Origin of the sequence: Bradyrhizobium sp. BLXBL-01, assembly GCF_051853025.1 — a bacterium.
Classification (GTDB): Bacteria; Pseudomonadota; Alphaproteobacteria; order Rhizobiales; family Xanthobacteraceae; genus Bradyrhizobium.
Genome location: NZ_CP182471.1, coordinates 2,474,407 through 2,501,351 on the forward strand (window position 1 = coordinate 2,474,407; position 26,945 = coordinate 2,501,351).

22 protein-coding genes and 1 pseudogene are annotated in these 26,945 nt (G+C 61.4%); 15 read left to right on the forward strand and 8 right to left on the reverse strand.

Translation table 11 applies throughout. The features are described from left to right. The first annotated feature begins 193 nt into the window (after positions 1–193). From ACNJYA_RS11135 to ACNJYA_RS11150, 4 genes and pseudogenes are all read left to right on the forward strand, one after another. Complete coding sequence (locus ACNJYA_RS11135; protein ID WP_439402881.1) at positions 194–1,048, forward strand: hypothetical protein; 855 nt, start codon at positions 194–196, stop codon at positions 1,046–1,048. After that, positions 1,041–4,322 carry a DEAD/DEAH box helicase gene (locus tag ACNJYA_RS11140; RefSeq protein WP_439402882.1) on the forward strand — a complete coding sequence of 1,094 codons (3,282 nt, stop codon included), beginning with the start codon at positions 1,041–1,043 and terminating at the stop codon, positions 4,320–4,322. The genes ACNJYA_RS11135 and ACNJYA_RS11140 overlap by 8 nt, the downstream gene beginning before the upstream one ends. A gap of 243 nt (positions 4,323–4,565) precedes the next feature. Continuing rightward, on the forward strand, positions 4,566–5,987 hold the full coding sequence (locus ACNJYA_RS11145; RefSeq protein WP_439402883.1) for a hypothetical protein: 1,422 nt from the start codon (positions 4,566–4,568) through the stop codon (positions 5,985–5,987). Positions 5,988–6,138: 151 nt separating this feature from the next. Next, a pseudogene (locus ACNJYA_RS11150) lies at positions 6,139–6,465 on the forward strand (FCD domain-containing protein); the annotation flags it as partial. 63 nt (positions 6,466–6,528) lie between these two features. Here ACNJYA_RS11150 and ACNJYA_RS11155 read toward each other — a convergent pair. Continuing rightward, positions 6,529–7,425 carry a LysR substrate-binding domain-containing protein gene (locus tag ACNJYA_RS11155; RefSeq protein WP_439402884.1) on the reverse strand — a complete coding sequence of 299 codons (897 nt, stop codon included), beginning with the start codon at positions 7,423–7,425 and terminating at the stop codon, positions 6,529–6,531. Positions 7,426–7,535: 110 nt separating this feature from the next. Between ACNJYA_RS11155 and ACNJYA_RS11160 the strand changes: the two genes are divergently transcribed. The 5 genes from ACNJYA_RS11160 to ACNJYA_RS11180 all read left to right on the forward strand — a co-directional run bounded on the left by ACNJYA_RS11160 (position 7,536) and on the right by ACNJYA_RS11180 (position 13,275). Beyond that, positions 7,536–8,285: an SDR family NAD(P)-dependent oxidoreductase gene (locus tag ACNJYA_RS11160; RefSeq protein WP_439403430.1), complete on the forward strand. Its 750-nt coding sequence runs from the start codon at positions 7,536–7,538 to the stop codon at positions 8,283–8,285. Positions 8,286–8,309: 24 nt separating this feature from the next. Beyond that, positions 8,310–9,161 carry a transketolase gene (locus ACNJYA_RS11165; protein WP_439402885.1) on the forward strand — a complete coding sequence of 284 codons (852 nt, stop codon included), beginning with the start codon at positions 8,310–8,312 and terminating at the stop codon, positions 9,159–9,161. Further along, entirely contained in the window at positions 9,158–10,168 is a 1,011-nt protein-coding gene (locus tag ACNJYA_RS11170) for a transketolase family protein (RefSeq protein WP_439402886.1), read from the forward strand. Before ACNJYA_RS11165 ends, ACNJYA_RS11170 begins: the two co-directional genes overlap by 4 nt. 192 nt (positions 10,169–10,360) lie before the next feature. Then, a complete protein-coding gene (locus ACNJYA_RS11175) occupies positions 10,361–11,386 on the forward strand; it encodes a TRAP transporter substrate-binding protein (protein WP_439402887.1) in 1,026 nt (341 codons plus the stop codon). After that, the gene (locus ACNJYA_RS11180; RefSeq protein WP_439402888.1) at positions 11,383–13,275 is read left to right on the forward strand and encodes a TRAP transporter large permease; all 1,893 of its coding nucleotides are present in this window, start codon (positions 11,383–11,385) and stop codon (positions 13,273–13,275) included. Before ACNJYA_RS11175 ends, ACNJYA_RS11180 begins: the two co-directional genes overlap by 4 nt. A 45-nt stretch (positions 13,276–13,320) precedes the next feature. Here the strand turns inward: ACNJYA_RS11180 and ACNJYA_RS11185 are convergent, their stop codons facing one another. The 7 genes from ACNJYA_RS11185 to ACNJYA_RS11215 all read right to left on the reverse strand — a co-directional run bounded on the left by ACNJYA_RS11185 (position 13,321) and on the right by ACNJYA_RS11215 (position 20,494). Then, positions 13,321–13,560 (reverse strand): hypothetical protein, encoded by a 240-nt coding sequence (locus ACNJYA_RS11185; RefSeq protein WP_439402889.1) that lies wholly within the window; start codon positions 13,558–13,560, stop codon positions 13,321–13,323. Beyond that, positions 13,464–14,216, reverse strand: coding sequence for an SMP-30/gluconolactonase/LRE family protein (locus ACNJYA_RS11190; protein WP_439402890.1), 753 nt, complete (start codon positions 14,214–14,216; stop codon positions 13,464–13,466). Before ACNJYA_RS11190 ends, ACNJYA_RS11185 begins: the two co-directional genes overlap by 97 nt. Positions 14,217–14,251: 35 nt before the next feature. Next, positions 14,252–15,355, reverse strand: coding sequence for an ABC transporter ATP-binding protein (locus ACNJYA_RS11195; RefSeq protein ID WP_439402891.1), 1,104 nt, complete (start codon positions 15,353–15,355; stop codon positions 14,252–14,254). Positions 15,356–15,365: 10 nt separating this feature from the next. Then, positions 15,366–16,205 (reverse strand): carbohydrate ABC transporter permease, encoded by an 840-nt coding sequence (locus ACNJYA_RS11200; RefSeq protein ID WP_439402892.1) that lies wholly within the window; start codon positions 16,203–16,205, stop codon positions 15,366–15,368. Next, positions 16,202–17,125, reverse strand: a complete 924-nt coding sequence (locus tag ACNJYA_RS11205; protein WP_439402893.1) for a carbohydrate ABC transporter permease — start codon at positions 17,123–17,125, stop codon at positions 16,202–16,204. Before ACNJYA_RS11205 ends, ACNJYA_RS11200 begins: the two co-directional genes overlap by 4 nt. Positions 17,126–17,187: 62 nt before the next feature. After that, complete coding sequence (locus ACNJYA_RS11210) at positions 17,188–18,624, reverse strand: ABC transporter substrate-binding protein (protein WP_439402894.1); 1,437 nt, start codon at positions 18,622–18,624, stop codon at positions 17,188–17,190. A gap of 529 nt (positions 18,625–19,153) precedes the next feature. Then, positions 19,154–20,494, reverse strand: coding sequence for an LLM class flavin-dependent oxidoreductase (locus ACNJYA_RS11215; RefSeq protein ID WP_439402895.1), 1,341 nt, complete (start codon positions 20,492–20,494; stop codon positions 19,154–19,156). Between the two features lie 651 nt (positions 20,495–21,145). On the opposite strand from ACNJYA_RS11215, the gene ACNJYA_RS11220 reads away from it, so the two are divergent. The 6 genes from ACNJYA_RS11220 to ACNJYA_RS11245 are packed head-to-tail and all read left to right on the forward strand — an operon-like array spanning position 21,146 to position 26,871. Beyond that, complete coding sequence (locus ACNJYA_RS11220; RefSeq protein ID WP_439402896.1) at positions 21,146–22,075, forward strand: TauD/TfdA dioxygenase family protein; 930 nt, start codon at positions 21,146–21,148, stop codon at positions 22,073–22,075. 29 nt (positions 22,076–22,104) lie between these two features. Then, positions 22,105–23,151 (forward strand): ABC transporter substrate-binding protein, encoded by a 1,047-nt coding sequence (locus ACNJYA_RS11225; protein ID WP_439402897.1) that lies wholly within the window; start codon positions 22,105–22,107, stop codon positions 23,149–23,151. Then, positions 23,148–24,014: an ABC transporter ATP-binding protein gene (locus ACNJYA_RS11230; protein ID WP_439402898.1), complete on the forward strand. Its 867-nt coding sequence runs from the start codon at positions 23,148–23,150 to the stop codon at positions 24,012–24,014. The genes ACNJYA_RS11225 and ACNJYA_RS11230 overlap by 4 nt, the downstream gene beginning before the upstream one ends. Then, complete coding sequence (locus tag ACNJYA_RS11235) at positions 24,007–24,882, forward strand: ABC transporter permease (protein ID WP_439402899.1); 876 nt, start codon at positions 24,007–24,009, stop codon at positions 24,880–24,882. The genes ACNJYA_RS11230 and ACNJYA_RS11235 overlap by 8 nt, the downstream gene beginning before the upstream one ends. 43 nt (positions 24,883–24,925) lie before the next feature. Further along, the gene (locus ACNJYA_RS11240) at positions 24,926–26,554 is read left to right on the forward strand and encodes an FAD-dependent oxidoreductase (protein WP_439403431.1); all 1,629 of its coding nucleotides are present in this window, start codon (positions 24,926–24,928) and stop codon (positions 26,552–26,554) included. Next, a complete protein-coding gene (locus ACNJYA_RS11245) occupies positions 26,551–26,871 on the forward strand; it encodes a 4Fe-4S binding protein (RefSeq protein WP_439402900.1) in 321 nt (106 codons plus the stop codon). The genes ACNJYA_RS11240 and ACNJYA_RS11245 overlap by 4 nt, the downstream gene beginning before the upstream one ends. Positions 26,872–26,945: the final 74 nt, after the last annotated feature.

Here is a 26,945-nt window from a genome sequence, read left to right on the forward strand (position 1 = left end):
GAGCATTCGGCCGAGCTTGCGCGAACCTCGCGGTAAGCCCGTGCCGGCCAACAATGCTTCGGCACGTCAGTTAACCGCGTGCCGCGCGTTAGCAGCCACCGGCAGACCGCAATGAGTTCGTAACGGGTGACTTCGCTGCGATACGCGCTTAGATTGAGCAGGAAAATAATCGCAGATTCGGAAACGATTTAGAATGCCGCTTTCGCTGAAGCCGTCCACGACTACCGAATGCAATTTCTCTGAATGGTCGATTAACAAGAAAAGCCGTGCCAAGCTGATTGAAATTATCGCCTACCTGTATTTGCGACAGGAGGAAAACGCTCAGCGCGTGATCAATGCCTTGGAGCCGCGCCGTCGGGCCTCAAAGGGCAAGGTGGTACAGAATGTCGTACGAAAGCTGACGGCTCCGCATCCCGAAGACCTCGAGCTGCGTCGGTCGGGCACCGACGCAGAGAAGGAGGCCGCGGAGAAGCGGATCAGAACATCCATTATTCATCGCGACGGCCTTCTGTTCCAACATGTCTCGTGGGTTGCCGCGAGAATGGCTCTTCCGAATGGCTATATGACTGCTCCCCATGTGCGGCAGGCAGATAAGGGCTTTGACGGTTTTATCGTCGAGCTCGATGGGAATGGACGCGAGATCAAGCGAATTGTGCTTTGTGAGGACAAGGCTTCGAAATCACCCCGTAGCCTCATAAGTTCCAGCGTATGGCCTGAGATCGGGACTATTCTTAGCGGTGATCGCGACGATGAGATCCTCGCCGATCTCGTAACGCTGCTCAAGTGTGTCCCAAATATCGATCCCGAGACGGCGGTCGACGATGTGTTCTGGGAGGGCGCGCGCGAGTTCAGGGTTGCCGTGGCGACAGGCGAAGATCAGCGCAAGGCTGGCAATTTTCTGCACCTAATTGCCGGCTTCGAAGCCGTGGCCGGCGGATCGCTCGAATCGCGGACGGCCGGTGTGTTGCCCTTCGACAACCTGCGAAGTGGGTTAGCCCTCCTCGCAGGCGAGGTGGCGGCGAAAGTCGAGGAGATCGCCGGTGTTTGACCCAAGTTCCCGCGTTCTTCTACGCCAAGCACCGGACCTGCCGGGTTTGGACCCGGAAATATTGGACGAACTACTTACGGCCGCGCACATAGAGCTGGCCACAGTCCGCCTGCTGGGGGCATCTGCGGTCGCAAGCGATGTGATCGACCGGGTGAGGCGCCTTGCTTCGACCTTCGAGGCCTATGTCGCACTCAATCTTCGACCAGAACAGACACGTGCCGCGGCTTTTGTCGCAGCGAGTGCTCATCAGATATTGAGCCGTGTTCGCGAAGCCGCCTTGGACCGGCCGACGCTTGTTTCGGGTGATGCTGTAGGAGCGTCGATTTCGGCGACGCTCCTGTTCCTGATTGCCGACCGGGCGGCTGATGCTGCGGAAGTTGCAGGTCAACTAAGGGCCAGGGGCGAACGGCGGGCGGTCCGACGATCTTTGATCCTCAGCCTTCGGGAGTTGGCAACCGGCAATCTTACCCCTCTGATAGAGCGTGACCTCGACGAGGACTCCATTGCGCAGGGTGACAGCCGCGAAGTCGCCACCGACCTCCTTCTGAGGGAATGTGCGTATGTTGTTCAGGGGTTCGGTCAGGAGGCACGCGGGAGCGCCGCTCCTGACGCGGATGTCCGTTCAAGGCTGGGCCGGGTCATCCGTCTGTCGGAGGCATCGGCAGTAGAGTTCAGCTTTGGGCTTGAGGGAACGGTACATCACCAGTTTGCAGGGCCACATCATCTGGCAACGCTCTTGAGCCGCCTCATCGATGGCATGCAGGCTGCAATGCTAGTTCGGCTTCCAACACCATCGGGTGCGCAGCCGAAGGCCTGGGCCGACTGGCTCCTTTTGCAAGCGCAATCGCGCCCGTTTCTTTGGATCAATCATCTGAAGGCAGTCAGGACCGGATACCTGAACCGCGGCAGATCGATGGTGATGACGTCTCCGACCGGTTCGGGAAAGACAACTCTATCTGTCCTGAAAATTGCAGCGACCTTATGTGCGGGGGAGAGCGTCGTCTACCTGGCGCCCACGCATGCTCTGGTCGACCAGGTCGAGACGGACATGTCTGCGCAAATCGGCGGCTTGGAGGCGGTCAGCGTTGTTGAAGACGTTGCGCTCGAGGAGCTTGGTGAGAGGCTGCCACCGTTCTCCGTCATGACGCCAGAGCGCTGCCTTGCCCTTTTGGGTTTCGCACCAAAGCTATTTGATAAGGTTGGACTTCTTGTATTCGACGAATTTCATCTCATCAGTGCAGACGATCCGAAAACTTCATCAAAGGTGAGCGCGCGAGCGATCGACGCAATGCTGGCGCTTCTGACGTTTCTCCGCCATCGCAGGCAAGCGGACCTGCTGCTGCTGTCTGCCATGGTCGCCAACGGCGCCGAAATTGCGCGTTGGCTGCGCGGTGTGACGGGAAGGGAGGTCGAGCCGTTCGACGATCCTTGGAAGCCAACACGACAACTTCGCTCTTGTGTCATCTACGACCGGTCTGACGTTGCTCAGGCCGCGAAACAAGCATTGAGAATGAAAAGTAAGACGGCACAGAGCCGTGTTCCCGCGCAGCCCCTCGGGCTCTTCTCGTTGATCTCAGGCTGGCACCCAAAGAGGCCGGAAAAACTAGTCGTGCAAGCACTCTCGGATCGACGGCCGCCGCTTGTGAGAAACGCCAGGGGCCGACTTACATCGAACAGAAACGAAGTCGCTGCGCAGATTGCAGCGGATTACGCGTCCGCCGGAAAGCGCGTAATCGTGTTCTGCAACGATACCAAGGCATGCGGAAGCGTTGCAGATCAGATCAATGGACTCCTGGCGCGGGCCACGATCGTGTTGGATGAGACGCAGGAGGAGATGCGGAAGTCGGTTCTCAAAGATGTGGGATCGCCCGAAGCCACATTCGATCCCGCTGGGTGCAGGGCGGCCGTACACCATGGCGATCTGCTCCCCCTGGAGCGGAGGCTGACGGAAAGCGTTTTCCGGGTTCGCAGGGAGATCGAAAGCGACGATCTGGGCCTCGATGTGGTCGCCGCGACATCTACCATTGCGCAAGGGTTGAATCTACCGTGCGACGTGGTGATCCTCGCAGGCACCGACAGGAGCGCGGTTGATGACCCAAATGGCAACCCCCGCACGGATCTGCGTCCTCACGAGATACTCAATGCGCTAGGAAGGGCCGGGCGCGCGGCATACGCAGCAACCGGGCTGGCAATCGTCATACCTGCACAGCCGATTGGAGTAGAGAGAGCGAACCTCGCTCTACCGGCCGAAGGAATTTTGAAGACGGTCTTTTCCGAGCAGGATGCCTGTGAGGAGATTTATGATCCGATCGAGTTGCTGCTCGATCAGATTGAGGTATCCGCCGATTCCGATCCGAAAATGCAGTCGATTATCCGGCGTTTGTCAGCTGTCACAGCAGCGGGCGAGAGCGGCTTTGACGATATTGTCCGTCGCTCCCTGGGGTACTTCCGGCTGAAAGAAGCTGATTCTCAAGGAGCGGATAGATGGCTCCAACGCTGCCGTATCGCGCTCAAGGTTGCCGAGGGGCAACTGGAAGATCCGCCCGTTCTTGATTGGCAGCGGGAAATCGCTGTACGGAACGGTATTCCTCCAAGACTTATCGAGCGGCTGGGGGAGGCGCTTGATCAGGCGCCGGTCGATAAGACCGCAACCGAAGACTGGATCAGATGGTTGCTCGATGTCGTGGCTGAACACCCTTTGGATTTAACGATTTTTATCAGGGAGGCGGCCCTCGAGTCGGTCTTCGGCCGTGCCTACACAAATACAACAGCGCCCAAAGCCACAGCCAAGCGGATTCTGGATGCGCTTCAGACCTTAGTCTCGATGTGGTGTGGAGGACGCACGCTTGTTGAGATTGAGGCTTGGCTCCTCACCTTCATTCGGAAGCACGAGGGAGAGGTTAAACAACAAGCAAATCGATCGTCCACGGCGCAGCGTGCACGCCGCTTCGCTATACGCATTGCCCCTGATTTCGGCTTCCTCTGTGGCGTGCTAGGACAGATCCTCGCCCATAAGGCTGCAGAAGGAGAAGGGGCCGTGCTTCCGATCGTCGACATGCTGCCCCAAATGGTGAGAGCCGGGGACTACGATCGCCATCATGCCGCCTTGAGACAAATTACAACCGCCGCTTCGCGGGTTGAAACCTTTGAGGCATGTCTCGCCTTACGCGGGCACTTCAAGGCTGGACCATCCGCAGAAATGGACGTTGTAAGAAATGAAGTCACGGCCGCGATGCTGTTCCAGTCGTTTAAGGGCTTGAACGACGAGCAATAGAGATTGAAGGAGGGGTTGCGGAACGCTTGGATGATGACGCTTCACCGAATTGCTTTGTAGCGATATTCGTTCTTCAAATGCGTTGATTATCTTTCCGACAACGAGAAAGCTATTCGGCTTCAGGGGAGGAAAGTCCTGCGCGACTGCACCGAACGGGTCGGGCGGAAAGAGGCGATCCGTCTGATCGACGAGCAAATCGGGCTTCACGGCGAGGCTATTTGGAAGCATCTGGCACAGTATGATGTGCGCGGTGCGCTGCCGACTTGGCATGGAATCATTCGTGACATCGAGGAATTCATCAATGTCGTTCTCTACGGCGACATCGACGACGAGAAGTCGCTTCGGTTGATGCACCTGCCGGTCGGCGCCGGGCTGGTCGCAAACCCGAATGTGGCCCTCCTGGCGCGAGACCTGGTGGCGCCATACTACGGCGAGGCGCTGGCAAAGCGATTCATGATCACCATGCTGCGGATCACTCGCGCGATGGTTGGATTTCAATCGGATGGTCGTGTCCTCGGCGACGGCTCCCAAGTCTATAGCGTCGCCGATGCCGCGGGTTATTTCCAATCGCGCCGCCGGCATTTCATCTCGTTGCTGTACATGATGCCTGAGGTCTGTTCGGGAACGCGGCCACTTGCTCCGGCAATGGCGTTCAATGAGCTTCTGCCAATCGTTGAGCACTGCTGTATCTCGTTTACAGGCTGGAACTGGAAAGGCGTTCTTGCAGAGGTATTTAAGGACTTCACCCTGGCTGCAGATAAAAGGGGAGCTTATGCCAGCCACGAATATGATGCCTTGGAGGGTGTGTTCTTGGAGCCGGAACGTGTCAGCCTCCTCGACATACATCAGCAACGTGGCGGCGACCTGACGTCGACCCGCGCCGAACCTCAGGACCCCGCCAAGATCTTCTCGGCGCCGGAGCTCCGCAACAACGTGCGGTTCATCCAGGCCGCCTACGATGCCTTCGGTCTAAACGATGATGAGTATTCGACCCTCTCGCTCCTCGTGTCTACATTCTCTCGCTACTGTGAAGACGATTACTTCATCAGGATCGAAATCGGAAGGTTTCGTTCGATGTTAGCGGCTCAGACGGTGTTTCCGCCGGCGGAGCTCGAGCGCATGTTGCTCGGTGGCGACGCTAACTTCAAACAGGCTAGCAACAGCTTCAAACCGTTTTTGTTCATCGGGGATCTCGTAGAGAGCAACGTCAACCTGCTGGCGCGTTTCCTCAATGCGTTTAAAAATGTCCATTTGGGTAGCCGCAAGCGCTTCCAGATCCACGCAGGCTTCATTTTCGAGGAAAAGGTGGCGGCTGACTTGTCCGAATTGGGATTCGCGGTCACAGGTATCAAGCGGATCAACCGCGCGGAATTCGACGTCGTAACCGTTCGTGGCGATACGATCTACAATTTTCAATGCAAGAACAATTGGATTGACCTCAGTAAGCTCGAAACCGACCGGAGGCTCCTCGCGCGCTATAATCGATCGCTCGACCGCTACTATCGGTCGGCCCTATCCAAGGAAAAGAATAGAGAAGGATTGCTATTGGGCGAACTTCGCCTAGCCAAAATCGAGCACTACGTGATCAGCCGCTTCCCGGTAATTACGGACAATCCCCGTGTCATCAGCTATAATCGACTTGCCAAGACGGTGTACCAAATATGAGGTTGCTGCGGTCCTGAAGTCTGCTCAGTGGGCGCTTTGCAGCAATTATTCAGCACAGCGGTGGCCTCGTCGAGCGTCCCCTCTCTGCTTGCTCTGTTTTCGTGCCAACTCCGACATCTCGACGTGTCATAGGTGGCGAATTTGCCGGCAAGATGCCTATGATGCCTTCAACCGCACGTTCTGCGAATGCATCTACAGCGCGAGCACAATTCGTTCATGGCCGCGCAGGCGCAGAATGTCCGTGCGCGGCTCACCACCTTCTGCCGCACCCAGTTGCGGCAGGGCGCTCGCACTCGCAAGTCCCGTGACGAGCACGACGCCATCATGCAGGCGATCGGGGAGGAGACGGGGATACCGCAGCGTGCAGAATGCGCGCGCATTGTTGAATGCGCCTGCAGAACTCAGGCGCTACATCGATGAACGTTTTGGCAGGGGTGGATCGCCGAGTAATGGCTGTGGCCTGGCGCCACAGCAATAGTTTAAGAGAAGCACGATGAGCGGACACCTATTCACGAATTGCTGGGTGTCGACCTCACGCGCTTCAATGCGAGGAATGCGCCTTTTCATCGACGAGCTGCGCCAAAAGCCAATCTGCAAAGGCTCTTACCGCCGACCTTTGTCGGCTGGCGCGCGGGTAGATCAAGCGGTGACCAACGTAGCGAATATCGTTGGCTCGTCCTGACAGGGGCGCCACCAACCGCCCGCTCGCCAGTTCGCGTTCAGCGAGCAGCGTCGACTCCAGCGCTACGCCGAGTCCTTCGGTCGCCGTCGCAATCGCAAGGAAGCTGCGGTCGAACCTCATGCCGTGGAGCGCAGGGGCCTCCAGTCCATTCGCGGTAAACCATTGGTGCCATTGAACCTGCTTCACGTCAGAGCGGATCAGCGTCTGTTCGAGCAGGTCGGCGGGCTTTTTGATTGATTTTGCCAAGGCTGGAGAGCAGAGCGGAGTGACCGTCTCCTCCGGAAGAGGGATAACCTCGACGCCCTCCGCGCGCGGCGGACCGTAGACGATGTCGATATCGAAATCATCGTTGCTGAAGCGTGCGTAGTCCGTGCTGGCAGCTAGTCGAACTTCGAGCTTCGGGTAGGCAGCGAGAAACTGTGCGAGCCGTGGTGCCAGCCATTGCGCGGCAAAGCTGGGCGCGGAGTGAACGCGCACCAATTGCGGACCGCGTGCAGCGACTTCCTCGAGGCCGCGGCGGAGCTGATCGAACGCGGCTCCGGTGTGACGCATCAGATTTTCGCCGGCCGGCGTGAGCCGCACGGAGCGCGCGCTGCGCTCGAACAGAACCGTGCGAAGCGTGGCCTCCAGCTTGCGGATGGCATGACTGACTGCACTCGGCGTCAGGTGAAGCTCATTCGCCGCATCGCGAAACGATCCGGTGCGGGCCGCTGCTTCAAAGGCACGAATTGCAGATATCGGGACATTCGACAGCATTTCACAAGTGAACCAGATTCATCGATCCATGACAACTGTGCGCTTGTCCATTGGCTTTCCGCGGGTCATTCCTAGCCTTGCCAAGGAAGAACAATATGCGGGAGGAACTGATGCTGCTCAGCGGCAAGACGGCCATCATTTCGGGCGCGGCCTCGCCGCGCGGGATCGGGCTTGCCACCGCCCGTCGGTTCGCCGCCGAGGGCGCTCGAGTCGCCATCCTCGACATCGACGCGAGCGCGGCGGCGGATGCCGCGGCATCGCTTGGAAAGTCCCACATTGGTCTGCGATGCGACGTCGCCGACAAATCATCCTGCGAGCAGGCGGTCGCCCACGCGCTCGAGGCCTTCGGCAAGATCGACATCCTGATCAACAATGCCGGCATTACCCAGCCGGTCAAGCTCCTGGAGATTTCGGCCGCCGATTGGGATCGCATCCAGGACGTCAATCTGAAGGGAGTCCTGTTCCTCTCCCAGGCGGTGATCCCGCACATGCGCGCACGGAAGTCCGGATCGATTGCCTGCATGTCGTCGGTCTCGGCCCAGCGCGGCGGCGGAATCTTTGGCGGCCCGCATTATTCGGCGGCAAAAGCCGGTGTGCTTGGTCTCGCCAAGGCGATGGCTCGCGAGTTCGGTCCAGACGGAATCCGCGTCAATTGCGTCACGCCCGGCCTGATCGGCACCGATATCACCGCGGGCAAGCTGACCGACGAGATGAGGGCGAAAATCCTGGAAGGCATTCCGCTCAATCGTCTTGGCACGGCGGAAGACGTCGCCGGGATCTACACCTTCCTGGCCTCGGATCTCTCGGCCTATGTCACCGGCGCCGTGATCGACGTCAACGGCGGCATGCTGATCCACTGAGCCAGCGAGACGAGGTCCCGATCGATGGAAACGCCGACCAACACGTTCACTAACACGCCCAAGCTGGCGGACCGGGCCTACAACATTCGCCGCAATGCGCTGCGCATGGGCGAAGTCCAGGGCCAAGGCTACATCGCACAGGCGCTGGACATCTCTGATGTCCTGGCCGTGGCCTACTTTCACGCCATGCGTTACAGGCCGGAAGATCCGTCCTGGGAAGAACGCGATCGCTTCCTGCTCTCAAACGGGCACTACGCCATCGCGCTCTACGCGGCTTTGATCGAGGCGGGGATCGTCCCCGAGGAGGAACTCGAAACCTATGGCAGCGACGAGAGCCGCCTGCCGATGTCGGGCATGGCCTCCTACACACCCGGCATGGAAATGTCGGGCGGCTCGCTCGGGCTTGGGCTCAGCATCGCGGTCGGCATGGGCCTTGGGCTCAAGCGCAAGAAGTCCGAGGCGCGAGTTTACACGTTGTTCTCCGATGGCGAGCTCGACGAAGGCTCCGTCTGGGAGGCGATCCAGTCGGCGGGCCACTACAAGCTGGACAATCTCATCGGCATCGTCGACGTCAATAATCAGCAGGCGGACGGTCCTTCGACGCAGGTCATGGCGTTCGAGCCGCTGGTCGAGAAGCTTCAGGCCTTCGGCTGGTTCGTGCAGCGCATCGACGGAAACGAACTCGATGCTGTGCTTGCCGCGTTTGACGCCGCCAAGTCTCATCCGGAGCCCAAGCCGCGGATGATCGTCGCCGACACGCTGATGGGGAAGGGCGTTCCTTTCCTGGAGCAGCGCGAGAAAAACCATTTCATCCGCGTCGAGCAGCACGAATGGCAGCTCGCGCTTGCCGCGCTGGAAGTCGGGAGGCAAGCATGAAGACCGTCAGATCAGCACCACAGCCCGGCAAGCCGCGCCTGACCACCTCAGCCATGATCGCCTCGATCGCGGCCGAAGGACAGAAGACAAAGCCGGCGCCCTTTGGTCATGCGCTCGTGAAGCTTGCACGCAGCCGTCCCGATGTGGTCGGCATGACGGCCGATCTCGGCAAATACACCGACCTGCATATCTTCGCGAAAGAATTTCCGGACCGCTATTATCAGATGGGCATGGCGGAGCAGCTTCTGTTCGGCGCCGCTTCGGGGCTGGCCGCTGAAGGTTTCATGCCGTTCGCGACCACTTACGCAGTGTTCGCCTCGCGGCGGGCTTACGATTTCATCCACCAGACGATCGCGGAGGAAGACCGCAACGTGAAGATCGTCTGCGCATTGCCGGGCCTGACCTCGGGCTATGGTCCGAGCCATCAGGCCGCAGAGGATCTGGCGCTATTTCGTGCGATGCCGAACATGACGGTGATCGATCCCTGCGATGCCCACGAGATCGAGCAGCTGGTGCCTGCCATCGCAGCTCATCAGGGGCCAGTCTACACTCGCCTATTGCGGGGCCAGGTGCCGGTGGTCCTAGACGAATATGACTACAAGTTCGAGCTCGGCAAGGCGAAGCTGATCCGCGATGGAAAAGACGTCCTGGTCATCTCATCCGGCATCATGACCATGCGTGCACTTGAGGCCGTGCAAACCTTGAAGGACGACAGCGTCGATGTTGCGGTGCTGCACGTTCCGACCATCAAGCCGCTGGACACTGAGACGATCTTGCGTGAAGCCCGCAAGCCGGGCCGCCTTGTCGTTGTTGCCGAAAACCACACGACCATTGGCGGCCTTGGCGAGGCCATTGCCGCGCTTCTGATGCGTTCAGGCGTTCATCCGCCATTCCGCCAGATTGCATTGCCGGACGAGTTTCTTGCTGCCGGCGCACTTCCGACCCTGCACGACCGCTACGGAATCTCAACCGCAGAGGTCGCAAGGCAGATCAAGCAGTGGCTCTAGCGCGCCTGCGCTAAGCTCCAATCGAGCCGAGTCCTAGTGAAAAGCAACGCCCGTCGCATGTTGCGGCGGCGAGCGATGGCTCTTGCCCAAATGCCGGTGGTCGAGAGCCGGTGAACGGAGAGCCCTGAAAGCTGCACGCCAGCGCAGGCTGATGGAGTCGACACCAAGGTCAATGCAGGATCAGGAGGAAACATGACCATCTTGAAGCCCGGAAGCATCAGTCGCCGTTCGTTATTGATGGCGGCCACGGCCGTACCTCTCTGCGGGATTCTGACCCGCCCCGCATCTGCCGCCGAGTTCGTCTACAAGTTCGCGACGGGGCAGGATCCGACGCATCCGGTGAATATCCGGGCGCAGGAGGCGATCGACCGCATCCGAGAAGCGACCAGCGGCCGGCTCGAGATCAGGCTGTTTCCCGCCAACCAGCTCGGCTCCGACACCGAGCTCATGACCCAGGTTCGCAGCGGCGGCGTCGAGTTCTTCAACCAATCGTCCTCGATCCTTGCCACCCTGGTTCCCAGCGCCGGCATCGTGAACACGGGCTTCGCGTTTGCTGACTACGACAGCGTATGGAAGGCGATGGACGGCGACCTCGGCACCTATATCCGGGCCCAGATTGCCAAGACGCCGATCATGGCGGTGTCGAAGGCGTGGGACAACGGCTTTCGCCAGGTGACTTCATCCGGCCGCGAGGTCCGGACGCCGGATGATCTGAAGAATTTCCAGATCCGCGTTCCGCCCGCGCCGCTGCTCACCTCGCTGTTCAAGGCGCTCGGCGCCGGTCCGACGCCGATCAACTTCAACGAGGTCTACTCCGCATTGCAGACCAAGGTCGTCGACGGCCAGGAGAATCCGTTGCCGATTATTGCGACCGCGCGCCTCTACGAAGTGCAGAGCGCCTGCAGCCTGACCGGGCACGTCTGGGACGGCTACTGGATCCTGGGCAACAAGCGCGCCTTCGAGCGCCTGCCGAAGGACGTGCAGGAGATCGTGACGCGCGAGCTCGACCGCTCTGCCGTCGATCAGCGCGCTGATATCGCAAAGCTCAGTCAGTCGCTGCGCACCGACCTCTCCGCGAAGGGCCTCAAGTTCATCGACGTCGATCGCGCCGCCTTCCGTCAGGCCCTGTCCAAGACCAGCTTCTACGCCGACTGGAAGGGCAAGTTTGGCGAGGAGGCATGGTCGCAGCTCGAAAAAGCCGCGGGTCAGCTGTCATGACCAGCATGAGCCATACGCCGCATATCGATGCCGGTATGGCGGCCGGCACACCTCAAGCGAATTCGCGCCGATGGGTGGTGAAAGCAAATATGGTGCTCGGTCACGCCGTCGCGGTCCCGGCAGCACTGCTCGTGCTGGCGGAGATCGCTGTGCTGTCCGCAGGCATCGTGAGTCGATATGTGTTCCGCTCGCCGATAGTCTGGTCCGACGAGCTCGCCGGCATTCTCTTTCTCTGGCTCGCCATGCTGGGATCCGTGATCGCGTTCCAGCGCGGCGAGCATATGCGGATGACGGCCATCGTCGGCGTCCTTAGTGCGGAGGTTCGCGCGTTCCTGGATGTGGTAGCAGCCGCGGCATCGCTGGCATTCCTCGTGCTCGTCGTTTGGCCGGCGTATGAATTCGCGGCCGATGAGGCTTTCGTCACGACGCCGGCGCTCGAGATCGTCAACAGCTGGCGTGCGGCCGCACTGCCGATCGGGATCGGATTGATGCTGATCGCGGCGGTCCTCAGGCTCATCCGCATCGCGAGCTTGCGCAGCCTGCTGGCGTCACTGGCGATCGTCGCAGGAATCATCGTGACCTTCGTTTTGCTGGCGCCGGTCTTGAAGCCGCTCGGCAATCTGAATCTTTTGATCTTCTTCGTCTTCGTCGTCGGCGCGATGGTCTTTGCAGCCGTGCCGATCGCGTTCGCATTCGGCCTCGCGACCGTCGGCTATCTTGCCCTGACAACCAGCACGCCCGACGTGGTGATGATCGGACGGATGGACGAGGGCATAAGCCACCTGATCCTGCTCGCCGTGCCGCTCTTTGTCTTTCTCGGCCTTCTGATCGAGATGACCGGCATGGCCCGCGCGATGGTCGGCTTCCTGGCAAGCCTTTTGGGCCACGTGCGCGGCGGGCTGCATTACGTGCTGGTCGGAGCGATGTACCTGGTCTCAGGCATCTCCGGCTCCAAGGCGGCTGATATGGCTGCGGTGGCTCCGGTGTTGTTTCCCGAGATGCGGCAGCGGGGAGCCAAGCCAGGCGATCTGGTTGCGCTTCTCGCGGCAACCGGCGCGCAGACCGAGACGATCCCGCCGTCACTGGTTCTAATCACGATCGGTTCGGTCACCGGTGTTTCGATCTCGGCCCTGTTCACCGGCGGCTTGCTTCCGGGCGTGGTGCTTGCCGTCATGCTCGCGGCCGTGGTGTGGTGGCGATACCGCCGCGAGGACCTGTCTCACGTCAAGCGGGCGAGCCGAGGGGAGATCGGCCGTGCTTTTGTGATCGCGATTCCCGCCATCGCGCTGCCCTTCGTCATCCGGACGGCCGTCGTCGAGGGCGTGGCCACGGCAACGGAGGTCTCGACCATCGGCATCCTCTACTCGGCCTGTGCGGGTCTCTTCATCTACCGCCAGTTCGACTGGCGCCGCATCTATCCGATGCTGGTCGAGACGGCCTCGCTGTCCGGGGCGATCCTGCTCATCATCGGGGCGGCGACAGGGATGGCCTGGGCGCTGACCCAGTCAGGATTTTCCGCCTCTCTCGCAAAGTTCATGACCAGCCTTCCCGGCGGCGTTCCTGTCTTCCTGGCAGTGACGATCGTGACCTTCGTCATCCTGGGCAGCGTGCTGGAAGGGATTCCCGCTATCGTCCTGTTCGGGCCGCTGCTATTCCCCATCGCGCGGCAAGTCGGGGTGCACGACGTCCATTACGCAATGGTGGTCGTTCTCGCCATGGGCATCGGCCTGTTCGCGCCGCCGTTCGGGGTCGGCTATTATGCCGCCTGCGCCATCAGCCGCATCAACCCGGACGAGGGCATGAAGCCGATCGTGGGCTACATGATCGCGCTCCTGATCGGCACACTCATCGTCGCCGCGGTGCCCTGGCTCTCCATCGGCTTCCTTTGACGCCTAGGAGAGGGACCTCGCGGGACAAAACCGCGAGGCACCTCGTCAGGCGAATTTCGGCAGATGCAGCGGCAGACCTTCGCAGGGCATATCGATCTCCTCGACCTGCCCCTTGCCGACTTCGGTGACGCGCAGCTTCTTGCCTTCGAGCGCAAAGGCGCAATTGGTCGGCTGGGGGCCATCTAGGATCAGGCGATCGGCGACCTCACCCCGCTGGTCCAGCACCGTGACGTTCTTCTGGTTGTAGACCGTGCAATAAAGCCGACCGTCCGTGCCGAAGGCCATTCCGTCCGGCCCTTTGAAATCCGGATTTGAATCAGGTTGAAGGACGTTGCCGAAGAGGACTCGTTTCGGCGCGGCTTCACCGAGCACATCGTATCGTATCGGTAGATCTCGCCCGTAAAAGACGCATTGGCATAGAGGTGATTGTCGGGACCGAAGGCGATGCCGTTGGTGAAGCGGATCTTGCGATCGAGTACACGGAGCACCTTCATGGCTGCCGGATCGATCTCATACACACGGCCGTCCCAATCGAGATCCATGTAGGCATCCACGAAGGCCTGGCCGTTGATGAAATCCTCCGCGGCCATGCCGGAATCGGTCATGTAGAGCAGTCCGTTCGGACCGAAGCAGAGGTCGTTCGGAAACAGGAAGCGGTCCGCGCCTTCGCCCTGCATGCGCCGAATCTCATTTCCGCGTTCGTCGAGGCAGATCAGCGCCCGGAGCCCGGCTTCCGCGATCCAGATCCTGCCGTGGCCATCGGTTGTCAGTCCGTTCGGCCGGCCGCCGGTCGTCTGGATCACGCGGCGGTTGCCGCGAGGATCGAGCCGCGTGACACAGAGGGTCGACGCCGACATCTCCGTGACATACATCGAGCCGTCCGGCAGGCACACCGGGCCCTCGGGCGCTCCGATTCCCGCTGCAAAGAGTCTCGACGACATTTTCTCCTCCTGTTTCCCGGATTGCTGCCCGCTCGCTATGCGATGACCAGACCATTGGCCGGATCGATCAGCACCACGCGATTGAGGTCGATGGCGAGGTCGATCCGCTCGCCATGGCTGCTGACGTCATGAGCCTGCAGCTCGGCAACCGCATCCACTCCGCCGATCTTGATGGTGGTGAGGGTGCGGGTCCCCGTCGGCTGAATGAGATCGGCGACGGTCGGGTAAGGGACCACTCCGTCGCGGAGAGGTCCGCCGCCGGCACGGCTGAAATGCTGCGGTCGAATGCCGACGAGAACCTGTTGGCCATCCGCGCTGCTCAGTGACTTGGCCTTTGCGTTCGGCAGCGGCAACGCACTGCCGGACTGAAACACGACGGCCGCACCGGGGCCGTTCGTCTTGAGGGTCGCTGGGATGAGGTTGATCGACGGGGAGCCGAGGAAGCCAGCCACAAATCCCGTACGGGGCTGCTCGAACAGCTCGAGCGGAGCTCCCTGCTGCTCGATCTTTCCGTCGCGCAGCAGCACGATACGGTCGGCGAGCGTCATCGCCTCCACCTGGTCGTGGGTCACGTAGATCATCGTTGTTGTGATCTCGTGATGCAGGCGCTTGATCTCGGTCCGCATCTCGTCGCGCAGCTGGGCGTCGAGATTCGACAGCGGCTCGTCGAACAGGAATAGGTCCGCCTTGCGAACGATGGCACGGCCGATCGCGACCCGCTGACGCTGTCCGCCGGAGAGCTGCCGGGGATAGCGCTGCAGGAGATTGCCGATGCCGAGCATCTCTGCGGCCTCAGTGACCCGTTTCCTGACCTCGATCTCGGGAGTCTTGCGGGCGCGCAGGCCGAAGGCGATGTTCTCGTTGACCGTCAGATAGGGATAGAGCGCATAGTTCTGAAACACCATCGCGATATTGCGCTCGCGCGGGCGCAGATCGTTGACCACGGCGCCGCCGATCGTGATCGTGCCGCCATCCGGGTCCTCGAGGCCGGCGATGGTGCGCAACAGCGTGCTCTTGCCACAGCCCGATGGTCCTACCAGGACTGCGAATTCTCCATCGGCGATGGCGAGATCGACTCCTCGAACCGCATGCACATTGCCGTAATATTTGTGTACCCCGGACAGCTTGACGTCAGCCACTCCGCTCTCCCTAACCCTTGACTGCGCCGAGCGAGATGCCGCGCACCAGATAGCGCTGCATCACCGAAACTGCGACGAAGATAGGCAATGTACCGAGCACGGACATTGCCGCGATCTTTGCCCAGAAATTCGATTGTCCGCCGAAATAGTGTGTCAGCATGACTGGAAACGTGATGACCTCCGTGCGCGTGAGCACGAGTGCGAACAGAAAGTCATTCCAGGCGAAGACGAAGGTGAAAACCGACGTCGCCATGAGCCCCGGGCGCACCATTGGGAAAACGACTTTCCAGATCACATCCCATCGGTTCAAGCCATCGACGAGCGCGCTTTCCTCGAGCTCCAGCGGAACGTCGACGATGTAGCCGCGCATCATCCAGATGACGTAGGGGAGATTGAACGCCGTGTAGAGCAGGATCAGCCCGAAGTAGCCGTCCACCAGGCCGAAATAGACGTAGATCAGGAAGATCGGAAAGACGACCGCGATCGGTGGGATCATGCGCTGGGAGATGATCCACATCGCGAGGTTCTCGCCGCCGGTGCCGAACCGGGCGAGGCTGTAGGCGCAGAGCGTCCCAAGAACGATCGCAACGCCGGAACTGATGCCGGCGACGATCAGGCTGTTCAGGATGGCAACGACGTCACCATCTTTGAACAGGACGTAGTAGTTCGAGAACTGGATCTGTCCGGGGATCCACAAAGGAGGCACATGGTAGATCTCGTCCGGTGTCTTGAACGAAATCATGAACAGCCAGTAGACCGGAAACAGGAATAGCAGGGTTATGACGCCGGCGCCGAGATAGCGAACCGCCAGGATTCGCGCCTTTCTCGCCGGAACTTTGCCGATCCTCATCGCGCAAGCTCCATGCGTTTGAGGATCGCCATGGTGATGACCGTCAGCAGCGCAATCACCAGGAAGGAGATCGCGGCCGTATAGCTGGTCTCAAATTGCGAGAAGCCCTGCACATAGGTGTAGAGCGAGACGGTCTCGGTCATCGAGCCCGGGCCGCCTTCGGTAAGAGCCCAGATGATGTCGAAGATGCGGACGAGGTCCAGGCCTCGGATCAGGCAGGCCACGGCGACAACGGGGGCGATCGCCGGCAGAACGATCGCGCGAAAGACGCGGAAGTACGACGCGCCGTCGATCTCCGCAGCCTCGAGCTGCGACTGATCGACATTCGACAGCGCCGCAAGCAGCAGCAGGAACATGAACGGGGACCATTGCCAGACTTCGCAGATGATGATTGCCGGATAGACGTAGGCGGGATTGACCGTCCACAGAATCCGTACCGGCTCTCCGGCGAAGAAGCTCAGAATCTGACCGATCGGACCGAAGCGGACGTCGAACATCAGGCGCCAGGTCGCTCCCGCAACAATCGGAGAGATCACGGTCGGAAGCACCAGCAGCGCGACGAAGAGCTGGCGTCCCGGCATGCGATCGATGAAAAGCTGCGCCATCAGGAAACCGATCAACAACTCGAGGGGGAGGGCGACCGCGGTGATGATGGCAGTGTGGCCAAGCGAGGCCCAGAGGCGAGCATCCCTGAACAGCTCGGCATAGTTCAAGAGGCCAACGAAGGACATGTCGTTCTCGGTCATCGTGATGCGCTGGAAGCTCACGATGAGCGAGTAGATCAGGGGGAACAAGCCGACCAGTAGAAGGATCAGAATGGCCGGCGCGATGATGAGATAGGGCAGGCGGTCCTCGAGCATGCGCCCGAAGCGGCTGGGGCGACGTTGTTCGGCACTGTTGAGGCTTGCGGAAAGCGTCATCATCCGTCCAGGAAGCGGCACCGCACGGGAGGGCGCTGCCTCCCGTGCGTTGTCCAGGGCAGCTATTGCGGATAGGCGCCGGGCTTGGCCGCCCAGACCTTGTAGACGGTCTTCTGGTTCTCGATGCCGACCTTCTCGGTGATGGCATCGAACTGTTGCGCCATGCGGTCGAGAATGGCCTTGGGGTCTTCACCGGCCCAGAGGCTCGAGATCGCCTTGGTCATCGCCTCGTCATACTTGTCCTGTTGCAGCAGGGACAGATCGAGCAGGCCCTTCTCGCCTGAGGTCTTGATCGTATCGAGATAGGCGGGGGCGTCAGGCCAGAGTGCACGGTATTTCTCGCTGGCGTAGTGCGACAGGCGGAAGGGATCGCGCAGCGTATAGGGAAGCTGGACGCGCTCGAGGCTGGTCTTCTTGCTGTTCAGCCATTGGATGAAGAGATAGGCGGCTTCCTTGTTCTTGCTGGTAGCCGACACCGACAAGTCGAAGCCGACGCCGAGCTCGGGGCGGCCGAGAGGCGTGAGCGCGTAGCCGACCTTGCCTGCGACTTGCGATTTCGGCACCCACTTCAACGCTTCTTCGCCGGAGCCGTAGCCCGCGGCCCAGCGACCATAGGGCGGCCAGGAGATCGTCATCGCGGTCGTGCCCTGGAGGAACGCGGCAAGATTGTCGACGAAGTTCCACTGCTCCACGCCTGGCGGCATGAATTTGTTCTCCGCCAGCATCTGCTTGAACACCTTGAGGCCGACATCACCATTGACCGTCGTCCTCATGGTGTCCGCATTGAAGAACTTGCCTCCCTCCATGCGGAAGCGCTCCTGGAACATGTATTGCGGATATGGCGCCGTGCGGAAGAAGCCGGCGCCATAAATCTTGGGCGCCATCTTGTCGGTGATGAACTGGCCGATCTCGTCGAACTGCTTCCAGTCCTTTGGCGGCGCCAGCTCGTAGCCGAACTTGGCCTTGAACTCCTCCTTCATCTTCGGATCCTCGAAGATGTCCTTGCGGTAGTAGAGCAACATCACGTCGCCGTCGTCCGGGAAGCCGTAGATTTTCCCGTCATACTGCATCTGGTTGTCGCGATAGGCGGCCACGATGTCCTGCAGCTCGTCACGATAGCCGAACTTGTCGACATACTTGTCGAGCGGCTCGAGCGCGCCAGCGCGCGCAAGATCGGGCATCCAGGACGGAATGACGTTCAGCGCGTCGTAAGCGCCGGCGCCCGATCTGAAATCCTGCATGATCTTGGTAAACATCTGGTCGGTCGGCACTTCGACCACTTTCACCTTGATGCCGGTGAGCTTCTCCCATTGCGGGCCCGAATAGTTCAGCGGGTCGAGCGATTGGAGGCCGGCCTCCCAGACGATGCTGATCGTCGTGCCCGCGTACTTCTTCGCGGCTTCGACCGCGGTGTCTGCCGCGTCCTTATCGGCGGCTGGCGCCGCTGTACCAGCGAGCGCCAATACAGCGGCTGCGCCGAGAAACGTCCTGAACTTCATCCCTTTCTCCTCCTCTTGGGCGTCCGGAGCCCGGGACAGCCGGCTTCGGAGCGCTTCTCACGTGCGTGCCCGGTTAGCCAGCCGCAGGCGTGAACGGACCCTGCCGGCGCCGACCTGACCGAAAGAAGCAAATTCATCTATGTCGAGGATTCGCCACGCAGGCGCACCGCTGGTCCGGGATTGTCGCCCCCAAACTGCATGGATGCCAGATGGCGTTGTAGAAGCACGCATCCTCCCCAAAACGCTCGAGAGCGTTGATTTTGGGGCTAGTCTGCGTCGAGGCGGAACCGGCCGACAAATGAGAACTTTGCAAGCATCGGTGAACCGCAGTCACCTATCAGCTGAGGTCTCTCAGAAGCAAAGGCGTGCGAATCTGGAGGTCCCGCCCAGCGCAATTTGCCCGCGTGGCCAACGTCCGATCATCGCGATGATGAATTGAGAGCCCAGTGGGAGCCTGGAAGGCTTCTTGTTGCGAAGCGATTGCGCTTCAGAACGGACCGGCTTAGTTGGGAAATCTCGCGGCGGACGATCACGCGGTGACTCGGATAGGGTTCGTGAACAAGCTTGCCGGACGATCCAAACCGTAGTGCTCGCGCAGGGTGGTGCCGGCGTAATCATGGCGGAACAGTCCGCGCTGGCGCAGGATGGGCACGACCTGCTCCGCGAACAGGTCGAAGCCGCCGGGCAGCCATGGTGGCATGACGTTGAAGCCGTCGGCGGCGCCGTTCTCGAACCAGGTCTGGATGTTGTCGGCGATCTTTTCCGGCGGGCCTGCGATCACCCAATGGCCACGCGCGCCGGCGAGGCGCTGCACGAGCTGACGGATCGTCGGCTTCTCGCGATCGACGATGTCGACCACGAGCCTAAAACGGCTCGCAACGCCATGGGAGCCATTGGTGTCGATCAGATGACGCGGGAAGGGACCGTCAAGATCGAAGCCGGTGAGGTCGAGCCCGGTCATCTGGCGGAGCTGGGTCAGCGAGAACTCCGGCTGGATCAGGGCGTTGAACTCCTCCTGGAGCCGATCCGCCTCAACTTGCGTGCTGGCGATGAACGGAGAGATGCCGGGCAGAATCTTGATCTGGTCGGGGCTGCGGTCGAACGCGCGCGCCTGACGCTTGATGTCGGCATAAAACTCCTGTGCGCTCGCCAGGGTCTGGTGCGCAGTGAAGATGGCTTCGGCAAAGCGTGCGGCAAAGGCGCGCCCGTCCTCGGACGAGCCGGCCTGGACATAGACCGGCCGTCCTTGCGGCGTCCGCGACACGTTGAGCGGACCGTGCACGCGAAAGTGCTTTCCGATGTGATTGATGGTGTGGATCTTGTTCGTATCCGCAAAGATGCCCGATACGGGATCGTTGACCAGCGCGTCGTCTTCCCAACTGTCCCACAGCCTCGTGATGACATCGAGATATTCCCGCGCCCGCTCATAGCGCTCGTGATGCGGCGGATGCTCGGGCAGGCCGAAATTCTGCGCCGCCTGGGGCGAGCTCGTCGTCACGATGTTCCAGCCGGCGCGGCCGCCGCTGACGTGATCGAGCGAGGCGAACAGCCGCGCGAGATTGTACGGCTCCGTGTAGGTCGTTGACGCCGTCGCGATCAAGCCGATCCGCCTGGTGGCGGACGCGATCGCGGCGAGCAGCGTGATCGGCTCCAGCCGGAAGCGCTGTGCATAGCGGACATTGTCAGCCAGCACGGGACCATCGGCGAAGAACACGGCATCAAACTTGTGTGCTTCGGCGCGTTGCGCGAGCTCCTGATAATAGGTGACGTCGAGAATGCGGTTCGTTGTCGACAGTTTGTGACGCCAGGCCGCCTCATGGTGGCCGTCCGGATAGATGAAGAAGTTGAGGGAAAGTTGCCGCTTGCTCATGGCGTGGCTCGCAAAATGTGTTGTCGTTCTCTGGTGTCGGCTTGCGTTCGTGACGTGGCTCGACTCTATGTCGGGCATTGCGAAGCTGTCGATGAAATGAATTTGCGTTGTTGCGGGGGATGCGAGCATGAAGCTCGTGAGCGCATCGTCGAACAGAGACGAGTGCGTTCGTTAGCAGCAACGACCGAGGTGTTTCAGTCTGCTTCGTCCGCCGATTGGCTCGATTTGGCCTGCCTCCGGGCGCGCAAGATAGTCGAATAGTCAGTCATGACCGCAAATATTTCCGTCTCCGCGCGACCAACGAAGCGATCGTCGCGCGCTGCGGAAAACAAAGCTGGTTTCGTTTCATTGACTGGATCGCGATCGCTTTTACGATCTGCAAGGTACAAGCGAGGTCGTTCACCATGCGGCAATCCGATCTACTCGTCGTTCGCGAAGCAGCCCGGCTGAGCTCGGCTCGGAGCGCGCGGTGTTGTGCCGACGCTATGGCGGAAAGCTGTACCGCCGGGATCCGTGCACGGCTGAAGGTCTAGCACCCGCAGGGGCACGCGGTCCCCGACGATCAAACCCAAGATAATCCATCACGTCCTGCCGCCGGCGCGACCGGCGCACGGCGGAGCCTTGTCCAGACAATCACAGGAAACCACGATCATGAGCAATCGAAATACCATCGACAACGCCATTCCGCGCGCCGATATCGTCAAGCGCGCGGCCAGACTCGGTGCCGAAATCCGGAACGTCAAACTGTCCGGCGATCTGTCCGATGATGTCATTCGCGCCATCAACCAGGTGCTGCTCGAGCACAAGGTCATCTTCTTCCGTGATCAGGACCATCTCGACGATGCCGAGCAGGAGCGCTTCGCTGTCCGTCTCGGCAAGCTCGTGCCCCACCCGACGGTTGGTGCGATCAATGGCACATCATCGATCCTCGAGCTGGACTCCGGCCGCGGCGGCGGCCGTGCCGACCAGTGGCACACGGATGTCACCTTCGTCGACGCCTACCCCAAAATCTCGGTGCTGCGCGGCGTGGTGATTCCGCCCTATGGCGGCGACACCGTGTGGTCGAACACGGCGGCGGCCTATCTCGACCTTCCAGCGCCGCTGCGCAAGCTCGCCGACGAGCTTTGGGCGGTTCACAGCAACGCCTACGACTACGCCGCGAAGACGCGCGCGACGGAAGCGGACAGGAAACACTTCGATGAGGTGTTCACCGGAACCATCTACGAAACCGAACATCCGGTGGTGAGGGTCCATCCCGAAACCGGCGAGCGCACGCTCGTGCTCGGCAACTTCGTTCAGCGCTTCGTCGGCTTGCCGAAATATGACGGCCAGAAGCTGTTCGAGCTCTTCCAGTCTCACATCACCGCGCCGGAAAACACCGTGCGCTGGAGCTGGCAGGGCGGCGACGTCGCGATCTGGGACAATCGCGCCACCCAACACTACGCCGTCAACGACTATGGCGATCAGCACCGCATCGTTCGCCGCGCCACCATCGATGGCGATGTTCCGCTCAGCGTCGACGGCCGCCGCAGCGTGACGCGCGTCAAGACATCGAAACCGCAGACGGCGAAGGCCGCCTGATTTTCCGCTTCAGCAGCAGGATTTGCACAATGAACACGCTGTTTCGATTTACTGGCGCGCGGCATCGCGCCACGCGGGGGCTACTGCTCGCGGGCGCTTTGGCACTCGGCCTCGTAACTCCGGCCTTCGCGGAGCCGCCGCTCGAGCAGACCGAAATCCGTTACCAGGGCTGGGCCGGGCAGGTGACTTTTATCGAGCTCGCCGACGACCTCGGCTATCTCGCGCCGCTGAAGCTGAAATGGGTTGGCAACACAATCAGCGGCCCGCAGGACATCCAGACAGTCGTGACCGGCGATATCGACATTGGCGGCGCCTTCTACGGCGCGATCCTCAAGCTGATCGCGGCGCGCGCGCCGATCAAGGCCGTGGTCGGCTACTACGGCTCGGATGCCAATACCTATTACGGTTACTACGTGAAGGACGACAGCCCGATCAAGACCGCGCGCGACCTGATCGGCAAGAAGGTCGCCGTCAATACGCTGGGCGCGCATCTGGAGTTCGTGCTGCGGGAATATCTCGCCCGCAACGGCCTCTCCGCGAGCGAGGCTAAGCAGGTGACCCTGGTGGCCATCCCGCCCGTGAGCGGCGAGCAGGCGCTGCGCCAGGGCCAGGTCGAAGTCAGCGCGCTCAGCGGCGTGCTGCGTGACAAGGCGCTCGATCGCGGCGGCATCCACTCGCTATTTAATGACACCGACCTGTTCGGTCAGTTCACCGGCGGTTCCTATGTGCTGCGGGACAAATTCATCAAGGACAATCCCGACGCATCCCGCAGGCTAGTCGAGGGCATCTCGCGGGCGATCGCATGGGCACAGACGACGCCGCCGGAGGAGGTGCGCGCACGCTTCGACAGGATCATCGCCGATCGAAAGCGCAACGAGGATGCCTCCTCGATCAAATATTGGAAGAGCACCGGCGTTGCGAGCAAGGGCGGCGTGATCTCGGACGCGGAGATCCAAGTGTGGATCGATTGGCTGGAGAAGGACGGCCTGTTCAAGCCCGGTCAGATCAAGGCCTCTGATACCTTTACTAACGCGTTCAACTATTTCCGTCCCGGCAAGACGGCGGATGCGCAATGAGTTCTGTCAAGATCAGCTTCGAGCGGGTCCGCAAGGACTTCGTCACGCGAGGTGAAGCAGGCCGCCCGCCGGACCGCTTCACTGCGCTGGAGAACATTACCCTGGACGTTCGTGCCGGCGAGTTCCTCGCCTTGGTCGGCCCGAGCGGCTGCGGGAAATCGACGCTGCTCGATTTGCTCGGCGGACTCACGACCCCGTCCAGCGGCCGCATCCTGTTGGACGGGCGTCCGATCACGGGGCCTGGCCGCGACCGTGGCATCGTGTTCCAGCAATACGCGCTGTTTCCCTGGCGTACGGCCGCGGAGAATATCGAGTTCGGGCTCGACATCGCCGGGCTCAAGGCTCGGCAGCGGCGCGAGATCGCACAGCATTTTCTCGATCTGGTTGGTTTGTCTGGCTTTGCCAATCGTTATCCGCACGAGCTCTCCGGCGGCATGAAGCAGCGTGTCGCGATCGCGCGCAGCCTCGCCTACGATCCAGAAGTGTTACTGATGGACGAGCCGTTCGCCGCGCTCGACGCGCAGACGCGCGAGACGCTGCAAGGTGAGTTGCTGCGGATCTGGCGTGCCACGGGCAAGACCATCGTCTTCATCACCCACGGCATCGATGAGGCCGTCGTGCTCGGCCAACGCGTGGCGGTGATGACGTCGCGCCCGGGCCGGATCAAGCGGGTCATCGACATTCCCGCCGCGCTGCGCAACGAGGCAGACGACGTGCGCTCGCTGCCGGAGTTCGGCCAGGTGCGGCATGAAATCTGGAGTCAGCTCCGAGAGGAGGTGCAGAAGGCGCAGCAGGGACAATTGAGCGGTGGCGTCGGTGCGCTTCGTATCCATTCCGAGGTGAAGGAGGTTGCCCATGTCTAGCCTGGAAACGCTGACACTGCTGGAGCATGCGCATGGGCGTCCGACATCGTTAGCCGGTGGGCGGAATGGACCGTCCCGGATCGGCAGCTGGCTTCGTAACGCCATACGCGGGCTCGCCGCGTTCGGACACCGGTCGCTGCTGCTCATCCTGTTGCTGTCGGTGTGGGAAGCGACCCCGAGGCTTGGCCTGATCGATCCTGTGTTCCTGCCGCCATTATCCGAGGTGATCGCCGCCGGCTGGCAGCTCGCGCAGACCGGCGAGCTCTATGACGATGTCTCGGCGAGTCTGCTGCGCGCCCTGAGCGGATTCCTGATCTCGGTCGCCTTGATCGTTCCGCTTGGCCTCGCCGTTGGATGGTATGCACGGCTCGGCAATCTCCTGAACCAGTTCATCGAGATTTGCCGCAACACCGCGCCGCTGGCGCTGCTGCCGGTGTTCATCTTGCTGCTCGGCATCGGCGAGATGTCGAAGATCACCATGGTGATCTATAGCTGCGCGTGGCCGCTGCTGCTCAACACCATCGCCGGGGTGAAGCAAGTCGATCCGCTATTGATCAAGTCGGCGCGGACGATGGGTGCGACGCCACAACAATTGTTTCGGAAGGTGATCCTCCCTGCGGCGCTTCCGACCATCTTTGTCGGCATTCGCCTTGCGAGCGCATCGGCGATGCTCGTGCTGGTCGCCTCCGAAATGGTCGGCGCCAAAGCCGGCCTCGGCTATCTCATCATCAACAGCCAGTACAGTTTCCTGATCCCGCAGATGTATTTCGGCATTCTAGGCATCACGGTGATCGGCCTGGCGCTCAATGCCGTACTCGAGGCGCTGGAACGCCGTTTCATGCGCTGGAAGGCGCCGGTCGCGGCGTGAAGCGCGCGATCGCTTGCAATCGTTCGAACAGGGGGACCCAATCATGACCAAACCAATCAAGCGCGCCGAGCGCAGGTCCGCGCCGGCCGGCTCCGTTGATTATGATGCCGACGTTCTGGTACTCGGAGGCGGCCCGGCGGGCACTTGGGCAGCGGTAAGCGCGGCTGAGCGCGGCGCGCGCGTTGTGCTCGCGGACAAGGGATTTTGCGGCACATCGGGTGCGACGGCGGCCGCTGGGACCGGCGTCTGGTACGTCGATCCGGACCCGGCGCAGCGCGAGGTGGCGATGGCCGGCCGCGAAAAGCTCGGCGGGTATCTGCAGGACCGCCGTTGGATGGCCCGCACGCTCGATCTCACCTATCAGCAGAGCAATCGCCTGGCGGGCTGGGGCTATCCCTATCCCGTCGATGAACACGGCAAATCGCAGCGCAACTCGCTGCAAGGTCCCGAATATATGCGCCTGATGCGTAAGCGGACCAAGCAGGCCGGCGTCACCATTCTTGATCACAGTCCAGCGCTCGAGCTGCTGGTGGATGACGCCGGCGCGGTTGCCGGCGCGAGCGGTCTGCAGCGCCAGAAAGGGGACGGCTGGACGGTGCGCGCCAAAGCGGTCGTAATCGCGACGGGTGGCTGCGCGTTCGTGAGCAAGACACTCGGATCGAACGTGTTGACCGGCGACGGCTACCTGATGGCTGCGGAAGCCGGAGCCGAGTTCAGCAGCATGGAATTTTCCAACCCCTATGCGATCTCGCCGGCCTTCGGCTCGGTGACCAAGACGCTGTTCTACGGCTGGGCCAGTTTCACCTATGAGGATGGCAGCGTGGTACCCGGCGCGGCGTCCAAGGGCGGACGCTCCGCGATCGCCCGCGCGCTGCTGCAGGGTCCGGTCTATGCCAGGCTCGACAAGGCCGACGAAGACGTGCAGCGGCACATGCGCGTCTCGCAGCCGAACTTTTTCCTGCCGTTCGACCGCACCGGCGTCGACCCGTTCACCGATCGTTTTCCGGTGACCCTGCGGCTGGAAGGCACCGTCCGCGGCACCGGCGGCCTTCGCATCATCGACGACACCTGCGCCACCAGCGTGGCGGGTCTCTATGCGGCGGGCGATGCCGCCACGCGCGAACTGATCTGCGGCGGTTTCACTGGCGGCGGCAGCCACAACGCGGCCTGGGCGATGTCGTCGGGAACGCTGGCGGGGCAGGGCGCCGCCGATCATGCAAGGCAAGTCGGTACGGTCAGCGGGCGAAGGCTGTCGTCGGCCGGAACCGTTGGCTTCCGCAGCGGTTTGCAGCGCGCGTTCGAACCGGCTGCACTCACTGCGGCCGTTCAGAACGAGGTCTTCCCGCATGAGATCAACTATTTCCGGGAAGCGTCTCGGCTAGACGGCGCGCTGGCGCGCCTTGACGCCAGATGGCATGAGACATCCGCAGCGGATGCACCGGACACCGTCGAGCTGTTGCGCGCACGCGAAAGCGCGGCGATGCTGGCGACCGCTCGGTGGATGTACCGCAGCGCACTGGCGCGTCAGGAAAGCCGCGGCATGCATCGCCGGGACGATTTCCCCGATCAGGATCACCGCCAGCGCCACTACGTGACGACAGGCGGCCTCGACGAGGTCTGGACCTCAACGCGCCCACACGCCGAGACTTCTTATGCGGAGGCAGCAGAATGATCGAAGTCATCGACGCCGAGCGCTGCACGTCCTGCGACATCTGCGTGAACGTGTGCCCGACCAACGTGTTCGACAAGACAGACGGAGTTCCGGTGATTGCCCGCCAAAGCGACTGCCAGACCTGCTTTCTCTGCGAGCTCTACTGCCCGGAGGATGCGCTCTACGTTGCTCCTTTCGCGGACGAGAGCAGACCGCCCGACCTTGCCGCACTCAGGCATGCGGATGCGATGGGCAGCTATCGTAGGGCTGTGGGTTGGACGAAACATACCAAAAATCGCCGGAGGGCGGATCGCAGTTTCCTTCTTTTTGGTCATTAAAGGGGAACCTACACAGCCCGCGAGGTCGGTTAATCGTCGTATGCCCTCGAGTTCCCGAACGCTTGCGGGCTCGG